At 67.2% G+C, this 12,461-nt stretch carries 11 protein-coding genes; all 11 read left to right on the top strand.

Features of this window, described 5'->3' with window-relative positions:
* Positions 1–8: 8 nt before the first annotated feature.
* The 11 genes from NZK81_RS05455 (at position 9) to xdhC (ending at position 12,445) form a co-directional block, all read left to right on the top strand.
* A complete protein-coding gene (locus NZK81_RS05455) occupies positions 9–1,586 on the top strand; it encodes a gamma-glutamyltransferase family protein (RefSeq protein ID WP_260044629.1) in 1,578 nt (525 codons plus the stop codon).
* Positions 1,580–2,818: an allantoate amidohydrolase gene (locus NZK81_RS05450; RefSeq protein ID WP_260044627.1), complete on the top strand. Its 1,239-nt coding sequence runs from the start codon at positions 1,580–1,582 to the stop codon at positions 2,816–2,818. The genes NZK81_RS05455 and NZK81_RS05450 overlap by 7 nt, the downstream gene beginning before the upstream one ends.
* Positions 2,819–2,874: 56 nt before the next feature.
* The gene (locus tag NZK81_RS05445; protein WP_260044726.1) at positions 2,875–4,056 is read left to right on the top strand and encodes a pyridoxal-phosphate-dependent aminotransferase family protein; all 1,182 of its coding nucleotides are present in this window, start codon (positions 2,875–2,877) and stop codon (positions 4,054–4,056) included.
* Positions 4,057–4,195: 139 nt separating this feature from the next.
* Positions 4,196–5,080, top strand: coding sequence for an allantoinase PuuE (gene puuE, locus NZK81_RS05440; protein WP_260044625.1), 885 nt, complete (start codon positions 4,196–4,198; stop codon positions 5,078–5,080).
* Entirely contained in the window at positions 5,077–5,457 is a 381-nt protein-coding gene (gene hpxZ / locus NZK81_RS05435; protein ID WP_260044624.1) for an oxalurate catabolism protein HpxZ, read from the top strand. The genes puuE and hpxZ overlap by 4 nt, the downstream gene beginning before the upstream one ends.
* Entirely contained in the window at positions 5,457–5,897 is a 441-nt protein-coding gene (uraD, locus tag NZK81_RS05430; protein WP_260044623.1) for a 2-oxo-4-hydroxy-4-carboxy-5-ureidoimidazoline decarboxylase, read from the top strand. Before hpxZ ends, uraD begins: the two co-directional genes overlap by 1 nt.
* Positions 5,894–7,348, top strand: a complete 1,455-nt coding sequence (locus NZK81_RS05425; RefSeq protein ID WP_311202068.1) for an FAD/NAD(P)-binding protein — start codon at positions 5,894–5,896, stop codon at positions 7,346–7,348. Before uraD ends, NZK81_RS05425 begins: the two co-directional genes overlap by 4 nt.
* Positions 7,345–7,677, top strand: coding sequence for a hydroxyisourate hydrolase (uraH, locus tag NZK81_RS05420; RefSeq protein WP_260044622.1), 333 nt, complete (start codon positions 7,345–7,347; stop codon positions 7,675–7,677). Before NZK81_RS05425 ends, uraH begins: the two co-directional genes overlap by 4 nt.
* Positions 7,677–9,098 carry a xanthine dehydrogenase small subunit gene (xdhA, locus tag NZK81_RS05415; protein ID WP_260044621.1) on the top strand — a complete coding sequence of 474 codons (1,422 nt, stop codon included), beginning with the start codon at positions 7,677–7,679 and terminating at the stop codon, positions 9,096–9,098. The genes uraH and xdhA overlap by 1 nt, the downstream gene beginning before the upstream one ends.
* 123 nt (positions 9,099–9,221) lie before the next feature.
* Positions 9,222–11,531, top strand: coding sequence for a xanthine dehydrogenase molybdopterin binding subunit (gene xdhB / locus NZK81_RS05410; RefSeq protein ID WP_260044620.1), 2,310 nt, complete (start codon positions 9,222–9,224; stop codon positions 11,529–11,531).
* Positions 11,528–12,445 carry a xanthine dehydrogenase accessory protein XdhC gene (gene xdhC, locus NZK81_RS05405; protein ID WP_260044618.1) on the top strand — a complete coding sequence of 306 codons (918 nt, stop codon included), beginning with the start codon at positions 11,528–11,530 and terminating at the stop codon, positions 12,443–12,445. Before xdhB ends, xdhC begins: the two co-directional genes overlap by 4 nt.
* Positions 12,446–12,461: the final 16 nt, after the last annotated feature.

The raw sequence follows: 12,461 nt of genomic DNA, 5'->3' as shown, positions 1-12,461 counted from the left end.
GCAGGACCATGAAGACGGTAATCGGTACGCAGGGCATCGTTACGGCGCCGCATCATCTTGCCGCGCAGGCGGGCTGCGATGTGCTCAGGGACGGCGGCACGGCGGTGGAAGCCTGTGTGGCCGTCGCCGCGACGCTGGCCGTGGTCTATCCGCACATGACCGGGATCGGTGGCGACGGGTTCTGGGTGATCCGCGAGCCGGATGGCCGGGTGCACGGCATCCACGGCTGCGGCGGGGCGGCGGCCAGGGCGGACCTGTCGCTCTATGAAGGGTTGGAGGCAGTGCCCAATCGCGGGCCGCTGGCAGCCAATACCGTGGCGGGTACGATCTCGGCATGGCAGGCCGCGCTGGAAGACGAGAGCTGCAAGCTGCCGCTGGAGCGCCTGCTGCGCGACGCGATCCGCTATGCAGGGGAAGGCGTGGCGGTGACGGCGGGCGGTGCCGGGATCGCTTCGGGCAAGGGCGATGAGCTGCGCGTGCAGCCCGGCGCCTATGCGCAAATGTTCGAGCCTGAAGGGCGTCCGCTTGCCGAGGGCGATGTTCTGCGCCAGCCGTTGCTGGCCGAAACGCTGCGCAAGCTGGTCGCCAACGGCCTCGACGATTTCTATCGGGGCGAGCTGGCCGGGCTGATCGGCGACGATCTCGCCGCGCTCGGCAGCCCGGTCTCCCGGGACGATCTTGCCGCGCACCGCTTCAGCCGCCCGACGCCGCTCCATGTGCCGGTCACCGGCGCGCGTCTCTACAACAGCGCGCCGCCCACGCAGGGTTTCGCCTCGCTGGTGATCCTTGCCCTGTTCGACCGGCTGGCCGCCGATGCGCCAGAGGGCTTCGATCATGTCCACGGGCTGGTCGAGGCGACCAAGCAGGCGTTCCTGCTGCGTGATGCCCATGTCGGCGATCCTGCCTACACCGACTACGATTTCCAGTTCCTGCTCGATGACGCGCAGGCTCTCGACGGCCTTGCCGGACGCATCGACCCGGCCCGGGCGCTGCCCTGGCCGCAGCCGACGCAATGGGGCGATACCTGCTGGTTCGGCGCGGCCGACAGCGAAGGCCGGGTGGTAAGCTGCATCCAGTCGACCTACTTCGAGTTCGGCTCCGGCCTCGTCCTGCCGCAAACCGGGATCACCTGGCAGAACCGCGGCAGTTCCTTCCGGCTGGCCGAAAGCGGCTGGAACGCCCTGAAGCCGGGCCGCAAGCCGTTCCACACATTGAACCCCGCACTGGCCGCGTTCGATGACGGGCGTGTCATGGCCTATGGCACGATGGGCGGCGAGGGCCAGCCGCAGACGCAGGCGGCGCTGTTCAGCCGCTACTGGCGCTTCGGCGTGGACCTGCAGGAAGCGATCAGCGCCCCGCGCTGGCTGCTCGGCCGCACCTGGGGCGAACAGTCGACCACTCTGAAGCTGGAAGACGGTTTCGACGAGGCGCTCTACACCGAACTGGCTGAGGCCGGGCACGATGTCGAACGCGTCGGCCCGCTGACCGCGACGATGGGCCACGCCGGCGCCGTGGTGCGCCTTGCCGACGGTTCGTTCGAAGGCGCCACCGATCCGCGCAGCGACGGAGGCGTCGCCGCATGGTGACCGATCTTCCCCCCGGTGGCGCGCGCGCGGTGGCGCGTTGCGATGCGCTGGGGGTGGCGCCCTACAGCGACATCGAGGGCGGGCTCTATCGTGCCTACCTGACGCCCGCATACGAGGCGGCGCAGGCCGCCATCGCCGGCTGGATGGAAGATGCGGGCATGACCGTGCGCCGCGATGCCGCCGCCAATCTGGTCGGCCGCTTTGAAGGCGAGGTCGCGGACGCTCCCGCGTTGATGATCGGCAGCCACCTCGACAGCGTCCGCAATGGCGGGCGCTACGATGGGCCGCTGGGGATCATGCTCGGCATCGAATGCGTGGCCGGGTTGCATGACGCGGGGCGGCGTATGCCCTTTCCGATCGAGGTCTATGCCTTCGGGGACGAGGAGGGTTCGCGCTTTCCCGCAGCCATGCTCACCAGCCGTGCGGTCGCGGGCACGCTCGATGCCGCGGCGCTGGACATCGCCGACGACCACGGCGTCGCCTTGGCCGATGCGGGGGTGGACGTTTCCGCCTATCTCGCCGCCGCCCGTGATCCCGGTTCCATCCGTGCCTACCTCGAAGCCCACATCGAACAGGGGCCGGTGCTGGAGGCGGATGGCCTTGCGGTCGGCACGGTGACTGGCATTGCCGCGCAGCTTCGCTATGCCGTGACCGTAACGGGCATGGCCGGGCATGCAGGCACCACCGCCATGCGCCTGCGCCGCGATCCGCTGGCCGGAGCGGCGGCGATGGTGCTCGCGGTGGAGCAGATCGCGCGTGCGGACAATTCGGATGTCGTCGCCACCGTGGGCTGGATCGAGGCGCTGCCAGGGGCTGCCAATGTCATCCCCGGCGAAGTGCATTTCACCATCGACGTGCGCTCGGGGGTTGAAGCACGGCGGAACAAGGTGGCCGAGGCCATTCTGGAGCGCCTTGGCGAGATCGCCCGCGTCCGCGACCTTGAACTGGCCGTCGAGCGCATTCACGATCTGCCCGCCAGCCCCTGCGATCCGGCCTTGATGGACCTGATGGACGATGCCCTCGTCGGAGCGGGGCAGCCGGTGCGCCGGCTCGTCTCGGGCGCGGGGCACGATGCCATGAACATGGCCGCGCTGTGCCCCACCGCCATGCTGTTCATCCGCTGCAAGGGCGGCGTCAGTCACAATCCCGCCGAGCACGTGGCACCGGAAGACGCGGACATCGCGCTTCGGGTCATGCTCGGGTTCATTGATCGCCTTGGAGAGTGCGCGTGAGCCTTGAACTTGATCCTATGCTCTTCGGCGAGATCGACCCGCCTCAGCGCCTGCTGATGGGCCCCGGCCCGATCAATGCCCACCCACGTGTGCTGCGCGCCATGAGCGCCGACCTGCTGGGCCAGTTCGACCCCGAGATGACCGGGTTCATGAATCAGGTCATGGCGCTCTACCGCCCGATCTTCGGTACGCAGAACCAGTGGACCATGCTGATCGACGGCACCGCGCGCGCCGGGATCGAGGCCGGGCTGGTCTCGATGGTGGCGCCGGGCGATACCGTGCTGGTCGTCAACTTCGGCCGCTTCGGCCTGCTGTTGACGGAAATTCTCACCCGCATCGGTGCGCACATCGAGACGGTGGACGCGCCCTGGGGCGAAGTCGTGCCGATGGAGGCGATTGCCGCGGCCATCCACCGCACTTCGCCGCATCTCGTCGCGACGATCCACGGCGATACCTCGACCACGATGGCGCAGCCGCTCGAAGGTTTCGGAGATCTGTGCAAGGCGGCGGGCGCGCTCAGCTATGTCGATGCCACGGCTACCATCGGCGGCATGGAACTGGCGGCGGACCGCTGGGGTGTCGACGTGGTGACGGGCGGCCTGCAAAAGTGCCTGGGCGGCCCGTCCGGCTCGGCCCCGATCACGATTTCGGATCGCGCAGCCGAACACATCTTTTCGCGTCGCCATGTCGAGGCCGGCATCCGCATGGATGGCCTGTCTGACGGCAAGGGGCCGCGCATCGGCTCCAACTATTTCGATCTCGCCATGATCATGGACTACTGGTCGGAAAAGCGCCTCAACCACCACACCGAGGCGACCTCGATGCTCTACGCCGCCCGCGAATGCGCCCGCATCGCGCTGGGCGAGGGGCTGGAGGCGCGCTATGCCCGCCATGCCAGCGCAGGCCGGGCCATGACGGCAGGCCTGCGCGCGATGGGCCTCACCGTCTTTGGCGACGATGCCTGCCGCATGACCAATGTCACCGGTGTCTACATCCCCGAAAGCGTCGATGGCGAGGCCGTGCGCAAGGCCATGCGCGAGCTGTTCGAGATCGAGATCGGCACGGCCTTCGGTCCGCTGCAGGGCAAGATCTGGCGCATTGGCGCGATGGGCTACAACGCCATGAAGCACAAGGTGCTGCTGACGCTGGCCGCGCTGGAATCCTGCCTGCGCATGGAAGGTTTCGTCCTGCCGCTGGGTGAGGCGGTACCTGCGGCGATGGAGGCGTGGGACCAGTGAGTGCCTTCCAGACATCGCGTGCCCGGCGGGGGCTTCGACAAGCTCAGCCTGAGCGGGATTTTTCCTTGCGGTCTTCTCTAGTCCCGCTCGTCCTGAGCTTGTCGAAGGACGTTGGCGCGACGTCTGAAGGGGCGCGTGTATGACCTCCCGCGATCTCGTCGGCTATGGCGCTACCCCGCCCGACCCGCAGTGGCCGAACGGCGCGCGCGTGGCGGTGCAGTTCGTCATCAATTACGAGGAGGGCGCGGAAAACTCCGTCCTCAACGGCGACAAGGGCTCCGAGGCGTTCCTGTCCGAAATGGTTGGCGCGGCCAGCCACCCGGACCGGGCGATGGCGATGGAAAGCCTCTACGAATACGGCAGCCGTGCCGGGTTCTGGCGGCTGCACCGCATCTTTGCCGAACGCGGGCTGCCGCTGACGGTGTTCGGCGTGGCCAAGGCCATGGAAATGAACCCCGAGGCGGTCGAGGCCATGCTCAAGGCCGACTGGGAGATCGCCAGTCATGGCCTTCGCTGGATCGACTACCAGTACGTGCCCGAAGAGGTCGAACGCGCGCACATCGCCGAGGCCATCGCGCTGCACGAAAAGCTCACCGGCTCGCGCCCGTTCGGCTGGTATCAGGGCCGCACTTCACCCAACACCGCGCGCCTCGTCGCCGAAGAGGGCGGGTTCGTCTACGATGCGGACAGCTATGCCGACGACCTGCCCTACTGGGACAGCAAGTATGGCAAGCAGCAACTGATCGTGCCCTACACGCTCGATGTGAACGACATGAAGATCGTCGCGCTTAACGGCTTTACCGAAGGCGAACAGTTCTTCCGCCACATGCGCGACACTTTCGACCAGCTTCGCGAGGAAGGTGGGCGGATGATGTCGGTGGGCCTGCACGGCCGCATCGCCGGCAAGCCAGGCCGCGCGCGCTGGGTCGCGCGTTTCCTCGACCACGTCATGGCCAGCGGCGACGCCTGGGTCGCCCGCCGCATCGATATCGCCCGCCACTGGATGGAGGTACACCCCGCATGAAGATCGACGATCCCGTCCTCCACGCCGAGATGACCGAGGCATTCCACGAATACGAACGCGCGCTGATGGAAGACGACATTCCGGCGATGGACAAGCTGTTCCACGATGCGCCCACCACCAACCGTTTCGGCGTGGGCGAGGTACTCTATGGCATCGAGGAAATCCGCGAATTCCGCAAGGGACGCGGCGGCTCTCCGCAGCGCAAGCTCGGCAAGGTCTCGATCACGGTTTACGGCGACAATTTCGCCACGGCCGATGCCGAATTCTTCCGCGAGGGCTCCGACCGGCGCGGGCGCCAGACGCAGGCCTGGGTGAAGTTCGAGGATGGCTGGAAAGTCGTCTCCGCGCACGTCAGCCTGGAGGGGAACACCCACTGATGGCCGCGCTGTTCGAACACAGCCCCTGGGTGGAAGAGCGCGCCGATGCAGGGCCCTCCAGCGGGGACCGGCACGCCGATCTGATGGCAGTGGTCCACGCGGCCACGCCTGCGGAGCAGCTTGTCCTGATCCGCGCCCACCCGGAGCTGGCGGGCAAGGCGGCGATCGACAGGACGCTCACCGACGCCAGCGCCGCCGAGCAGGCGAGCGCCGGGCTCGACCGGCTGACTCCGCAAGAGTTCGAAAAGTTCCACGCGCTGAACGCCGCATACCGCGAGAAGTTCGGCTTTCCCTTCATCATCTGCGTGCGCCTGACCGACAAGGCTGGTATCCTGTCGGCCATGCAAGCCCGCCTCGCCAATACGCGAGAGGCGGAAATTGCGACGGCCATCGAGCAGATCGGCGAAATCGTTCGCCTTCGTCTTGAGGACCAGTCATGACAGCACCCTCGACCCATCCGGCCGACGCCATCGGCCTTGCCGCTCTCGAAGCGCGTCTCGAGCGGGAGCTTGATCTGGTCGGCTTCGCCCGGCCCGAATGGGTGCGTCCGCGCAGCGTGGATGGCGAAAGCGTCCTCGACGTTGCGGTGATCGGCGGTGGCCAGTGCGGCCTTGCCACGGCCCTGGGGCTGCGCCGCGAAGGCGTGACCAACGTCGTGATCTTCGACGAGAACCCGGCAGGCTACGAGGGCCCGTGGGAAACTTACGCGCGCATGGTCACGCTGCGCACGCCCAAGACGCTGACCCCGATCGATTTCGGCCTGCCTTCGCTGACCTATCAGGCCTGGTGGGAGGCGCAGCACGGCGCGGCGGGCTGGGAAGCCGTCGACAAGATCGTGCGCGGCGACTGGATGGAATACCTGCGCTGGTATCGCCACGTGCTCGCACTGCCGGTGGCGAACGACGCGAAGCTCGAGAGGATCGAGCCCTTGCCCGAACAGGACCTGCACCGCCTGCACTTCGCCGGCGGTGCGGCAAGGCTCGCGCGAAAGGTCGTGCTGGCCACCGGCATTCAGGGCGGGGGCGAATGGCACACGCCGGCGATGGTGCGCGACAACCTGTCCAAGGCGCTCTGGGCTCATACCAGCGAGCCGATCGATTTCGACGCGCTCCATGGCAAGCGCATCGGTATTCTCGGCGGCGGCGCCTCGGCGTTCGACAATGCCAACTACGCACTGACCCGCGGCGTCGGGGCGGCCGAGGTGTTCATGCGGCGCAAGGTCCTGCCGCGCGTCAATCCGATCCGTTTCATGGAGAAGGTCGGCTTCGCCGCGCGCTATCCCGCGCTTGATGACGAGACCAAGTATACGGCGATGGACTGCTTTCTTGGCCACAACCAGCCGCCGACGAACGACACGTTCGACCGGGCCGCTTCGTGGCCGGGCTTTCACCTGCATCTCGATTCGCCGTGGATCGACGTGGCCGAACACAATGGGCTGGTCCGGGTGACTACGCCGCATGGCTTTCACGACTTCGACTTCGTGGTGATCTCCACCGGGCTGCTCAGCGATCCGGCCTTGCGCCCCGAACTGCGCGATGTCGCGGACCTGATCGCCCGCTGGGGGGACAAGGTGACGCCGCCGGGCAGGCGCAACGCGCTGATCGATGCTCACCCCTATCTGGGCGAGGCGTTCGAGTTCCTGCCGCGCGATGGCGAGGACGGGGCACCGCTGCACGGCCTCTTCGCCTTCAACTATTCCGCGCTGATCAGCCTGGGGCTTTCCGCATCGGCGCTGTCGGGGCTGCACAATGCGCTGCCGCGTCTCATCAAGGGGATCGCGGACCAGCTCTTCCTTGACGATCAGCACGAACTGGTGGCCGATTTCCTTGCCTACGATGATCCCGAGTTCCTCGGCGAATGGCCGCTGCCCGAAGCGGGGGAAGCGGCATGAGCACGCTCTCCACGCATGTCCTCGATACCGCGCATGGGTGCCCCGCCGCCGGCGTGGCGCTGACTCTTTCGACGATGTCGGGCACGGTGTTGTTCGAAGGGGAGACGGATAGCGACGGGCGTTGCCCCGGCATCCCTGAAATCCCGACCGGCTGTTACCGCCTTACCTTTGCGGTGGCGGTCTATTTTCGCGGGCGCGGGGTGAAGCTGCCCGAACCGCCGTTTCTCGACCGGGTCTCCATCGATTTCGGCATTGCCGATCCGGACGGGCACTACCACGTGCCGCTCCTGGCATCGCCCTTCGGTTATTCGACATACCGGGGAAGTTGATGACGATCCGGTTTCTTCTCGACGGTGAAACGATCGAACTGGCCGACATCGATCCGACGGCGACGGTGCTGGACTACCTGCGCTACCGGATGCGCCGCACGGGCACCAAGGAAGGCTGCGCGGAAGGTGATTGCGGGGCCTGCACCGTGCTGGTGGGCTCGCCCGATGGCGATGCGGTCAAATGGCGTGCGGTCAATTCCTGCATCCAGTTCCTGCCCATGCTGCACGGCAAGGCGCTGCTGACGGTGGAGAGCCTCAAGGAGCAGGGCGCGCCCAATCCGTTGCAGAGCTGCATGGCCGCGAACGGGTCTTCGCAGTGCGGCTTCTGCACGCCGGGCTTCGTGATGTCGCTCTATGGCCGGGCCATCGGGGCGAGCGGGTCCGACCTCCCCGTGGCCGATGTGATCGCCGGAAACTTGTGCCGCTGCACCGGCTATGGCCCGATCCTCGAGGCTGGCGAGACGGTGGACACGCTCGGCCGCGACGACGTGGCGCTGGCCGCGCAGTTGCGGGCAATCGGTGCGGATGGGGCATCGGGTGAATGGCAGGGCCGCAAGTGGTTCGCGCCCGCCAGCAGCGATGAACTGGCGGAACTGCTGGTCGAATTTCCGCAGGCCCGCCTCGTGGCCGGTGCTACCGATGTCGGCCTCTGGGTGACCAAGGGGCTGAAGTCGCTCGATACGGTGATTTTCCTGGGGGACGTTGCCGATCTTGCTGCAATCGAGGAGAGCGACGATGCGCTCATCGTGGGTGCGGGCGTGCGCTATGCCGATGCTCATGCGCCTTTCGCGCAGCTGCACCCGGACTTCGGCGAACTCGTGCGCCGCATCGGCGGGTTGCAGGTGCGCAATGCCGGGACTGTGGGCGGCAATATCGCCAACGGCTCGCCCATCGGCGATGGGCCGCCCGCGCTGATTGCACTCGGGGCCGAGTTGACGCTGCGCAGCGCTACCGGACGGCGGACAATGCCGCTGGAGGCCTATTTCCTCGATTACGGCAAGCAGGACCGTCAGCCGGGCGAATTCGTGGAATCCATCCGCATTCCTCGCCCCGGGCCCGATGCCGTGATCCACATCGCCAAGCTCTCGCGCCGGTTCGACAGCGATATTTCGGCGGTTTGCGGGGCCTTTGCCCTGACTGTCGAAGACGGCACGATCACCGGCGCACGCGTGGCCTTTGGCGGCATGGCGGCAACGCCGAAGCGTGCCACAGCCTGCGAGGCAGCATTGATCGGGAAGCCGTTCATCCAGACGACCATCGAAACCGCCGCTGAAGCGCTCAGGCAGGACTTCGCGCCACTCACCGACGTGCGTGGCTCGTCCGCCTATCGCCTCGAAGCGGCCGCCAACCTGCTGCGCCGCCTGTGGCTGCGCGAGCAGGGCACGCCGATTTCGGTGCTGGAGATGGAGGCCGGACTATGATCGCCTTCACTTCTCGCAGTTCGTCATTGCGAGCGGAGCAAAGCAATCCAGGGCGGTTGACGCTCGCTCTGGATTGCCGCGGCCCTGCGGGCCTCGCAATGACGAATGACAGGAGTGGGATCGATGGCTGAGCGCGATCCCGCCTGGAAGGTGCTAGAAAAGCCCTCGCACCCGCACGACAGCGCCCGCATGCACGTCACCGGCGAGGCGCGCTATGCCGACGACATGGGCGAGCCGGAGGGCATGCTCCATCTCGCCTTCGGGCAGAGCGCAGAGGCGCATGCGCGCATCGTGTCGATGGACTTGTCTGACGTCATGGCGGCGGAAGGCGTGGTCGCCGTCTACACCGCTGCGGACATTCCCGGCATCAACGATGTCAGCCCCGTGGCGGGCGATGACCGGCTGCTGGCCGATGGCGAAGTGATCAATCACGGCCAGCCGGTGTTCCTCGTCGCCGCGACCAGCCAGCGGGCGGCGCGCAAGGCGGCCCGGCTCGGCACGATCGAGTACGAACCGCTGCCGGCCATGCTCACCATGGCCGATGCGCGCGATGCACAGTCGCTGATCGAACCTACCCAGTGCATGGCGCGCGGCAATGCCGCCGCGGCGCTGGAGTCCTGCCCGCTTCGCCTTTCGGGTCGCTTTGAAATGGGCGGGCAGGACCACTTTTACCTCGAAGGGCATGTCGCTGTGGCGACGCCCGGCGAGGACGGGCAGGTGCATGTGCTGAGTTCCACCCAGCACCCCAGCGAGGTCCAGCATCTCGTCGCGCACATGCTCGACCGCAGCACGGCGGACGTGACCGTGGAAGTGCGGCGCATGGGCGGCGCGTTCGGCGGCAAGGAAACGCAGGCCGCGCTCTTCGCCGCCGCCGCCGCGCTGGTGGCGGACAAGACCGGCCGCCCCGCCAAGTTCCGCTGCGACCGCGACGACGACATGGTCATGACCGGCAAGCGCCATCCTTTCGAGGTGACCTACGATGTCGGCTTCGATGACGAGGGGCGTTTACTGGGACTCTCGCTGTTCCTCTCCTCGGATTGCGGCGCGACCGTGGACCTTTCGCCCGCGATCAACGACCGCGCGATGTTCCATGCGGACAACTGCTATTTCCTGCCCGATGTCGAGATCGCCTCCGAACGGCTGAAGACCAACACCGTCTCGGCCACGGCCTTCCGGGGCTTTGGCGGACCGCAGGGGATGCTGGCGATCGAGCGGATCGTCGATCATGTCGCCGCCCGGCTGGGCAAGGACCCGCTCGAAGTGCGGCTGGCCAATCTCTACGGCCCCGGGCGGGATGTCACCCAGTACGGCATGACCGTGGCCGACAACATTGCGCCCCAGATGATCGCCCGCCTGCGCGAGACTGCGCGCTACGATGAGCGTGCGGTGGCGGTGGAGGCGTTCAACGCCGGTAGCCCGGTCATCAAGAAGGGCATCGCCCTTACGCCGGTGAAGTTCGGCATCAGTTTCACCACCACGCACCTCAATCAAGCGGGCGCACTGGTGCATGTCTATGCGGATGGTTCGATCCAGGTGAATCATGGCGGCACCGAGATGGGGCAGGGGGTCTACGTCAAGGTGGCGCAGGTCGTGGCCGATGTCTTCGGCGTGCCGCTCGGGCAAGTGCGCATCACCGCCACCCGCACCGACAAGGTGCCCAACACCTCGGCGACGGCGGCCAGTTCGGGCGCGGACCTCAACGGCATGGCCGCGCACAATGCGGCCTCGGCGATCCGGGCGCGGCTGACGGAGTTCCTTGCCCGCACGTACGGGTGCGCCGAGGAAGAGGTGCACTTCACCCCCGACGGCGTGCTGGTCGGGGCGGAGACGCTTTCCTTCGGCGAAGTTACGCGAAAGGCCTATCTCGGCCGGATCTCGATGTCCTCGAACGGCTTCTATGCGACGCCCGGCATCGAATACGACCGCGATGCGCACAAGGGCCGCCCGTTCTACTACTTCGCCTATGGCGCGGCGGTGAGCGAGGTTGCCATCGACACGCTGACCGGCGAGCACAAGGTTCTGGCGGTGGACATCCTCCACGACGTCGGCCGCTCGCTCAATCCGGTGATCGACAAGGGGCAGATCGAGGGCGGCTTCGTGCAGGGGCAGGGCTGGCTCACCACTGAGGAACTTGTGTGGGACAGCAAGGGCCGCCTCCTCACCCATTCGCCCGCGACCTACAAGATCCCCACCGCGTCGGATCGGGCGAAGCGTCTCACCATCAGCCTGTGGGATGGGGAAAACGTCGAGCCGACGATCAACCGTTCCAAGGCCGTGGGCGAGCCGCCCTTCATGCTGGCGATCTCGGTCTATTCGGCGCTGAACCGCGCGATTGCCGCCACCGTGCCGGACAAGCGCGAACTGCCGCCGCTCGATGCCCCGGCCACGCCCGAGTGCATCCTGAAAACCATCGCGGAGTTCAAGGCGCCATGACGCAGTGGGTCGGATGGCTGCGCAGGCTGGGACCGGAGCCTTGCGCGATGGTCTCGGTGATGGCGACCGAAGGGTCCGCACCGCGCGGGGCGGGCACGCGCATGCTGGTGACGGCGGAGGGGCAGCAGGGCACCATCGGTGGCGGCCAGCTCGAATTTCGCGCCGTCGAACAGGCACGCGCGATCCTCGATCATCCCCGGGGTACATGGCGCGTGCAGGACTATCCGCTCGGGCCGCTGCTTGGGCAGTGCTGTGGCGGGCGGGTGCGGCTGCTGATCGAGCATGTCGATCCCCAGGCGCTGGACTGGCTGCACGATGCCGAGCCCGGCTGGATGCTCGAAACCCGGCTGGAGGAAGGGAGCGTCGCGCGCGCCGTCTTCCAGCGCGAGACGGCCACGCGCCAGACCGCGCGCGGCGAACGCCCGCGCGTCGGCACGCGCATGGTCGAGCCGGTGGGCGAGCGGCCGCGCCCGGTCTATCTGTTCGGCGCGGGGCATGTCGGGCAGGCGATTGCCCGGCATATGATCGGTCTGCCGCTCCAGCTCGCCTGGTTCGATACCCGGCCTGAACTGGCCGCACTCGACGGCGTGACGATCATGCCCGAGGAAGAGATCGCCCATTGCATCGAGGAAGCGCCCGCCGACGCGGCGATTGCGATCCTCACGCACGATCACCCGCTCGACTATCACCTGACGCTTGCCGCACTCAGCCGCGATCCGGTGGCTTTCGTCGGTCTGATCGGGTCTTCGACCAAGATCGCGCGCTTCCGCTCGCGGCTCAAGGCGGACGGCATTTCCGAAGAGGCGCTGGCGCGTCTCACCACGCCGATCGGCGTGCCCGGTGTGCGCGGCAAGGAGCCCGACGTGATCGCCATCGCCGTGCTGGCGCAGCTTCTGCAATTGAGAGGGCAATGATGATTTCGGCGCAAGT

Origin of the sequence: Novosphingobium mangrovisedimenti (genome assembly GCF_025153475.1) — a bacterium.
Classification (GTDB): Bacteria; Pseudomonadota; Alphaproteobacteria; order Sphingomonadales; family Sphingomonadaceae; genus Novosphingobium; species Novosphingobium mangrovi_A.
Note: the sequence above shows the minus strand (reverse complement) of the source record. Positions and strands in the feature narration are given on the sequence as shown.

What these genes read in the sequence shown, in the direction of transcription:
- NZK81_RS05455 (WP_260044629.1), top strand. Translation starts at nt 9, where the DNA reads ATGAAGACGGTAATCGGTACGCAGGGCATCGTTACGGCGCCGCATCAT.
- NZK81_RS05450 (WP_260044627.1), top strand. Translation starts at nt 1,580, where the DNA reads ATGGTGACCGATCTTCCCCCCGGTGGCGCGCGCGCGGTGGCGCGTTGC.
- NZK81_RS05445 (WP_260044726.1), top strand. Translation starts at nt 2,875, where the DNA reads ATGGGCCCCGGCCCGATCAATGCCCACCCACGTGTGCTGCGCGCCATG.
- puuE (WP_260044625.1), top strand. Translation starts at nt 4,196, where the DNA reads ATGACCTCCCGCGATCTCGTCGGCTATGGCGCTACCCCGCCCGACCCG.
- hpxZ (WP_260044624.1), top strand. Translation starts at nt 5,077, where the DNA reads ATGAAGATCGACGATCCCGTCCTCCACGCCGAGATGACCGAGGCATTC.
- uraD (WP_260044623.1), top strand. Translation starts at nt 5,457, where the DNA reads ATGGCCGCGCTGTTCGAACACAGCCCCTGGGTGGAAGAGCGCGCCGAT.
- NZK81_RS05425 (WP_311202068.1), top strand. Translation starts at nt 5,894, where the DNA reads ATGACAGCACCCTCGACCCATCCGGCCGACGCCATCGGCCTTGCCGCT.
- uraH (WP_260044622.1), top strand. Translation starts at nt 7,345, where the DNA reads ATGAGCACGCTCTCCACGCATGTCCTCGATACCGCGCATGGGTGCCCC.
- xdhA (WP_260044621.1), top strand. Translation starts at nt 7,677, where the DNA reads ATGACGATCCGGTTTCTTCTCGACGGTGAAACGATCGAACTGGCCGAC.
- xdhB (WP_260044620.1), top strand. Translation starts at nt 9,222, where the DNA reads ATGGCTGAGCGCGATCCCGCCTGGAAGGTGCTAGAAAAGCCCTCGCAC.
- xdhC (WP_260044618.1), top strand. Translation starts at nt 11,528, where the DNA reads ATGACGCAGTGGGTCGGATGGCTGCGCAGGCTGGGACCGGAGCCTTGC.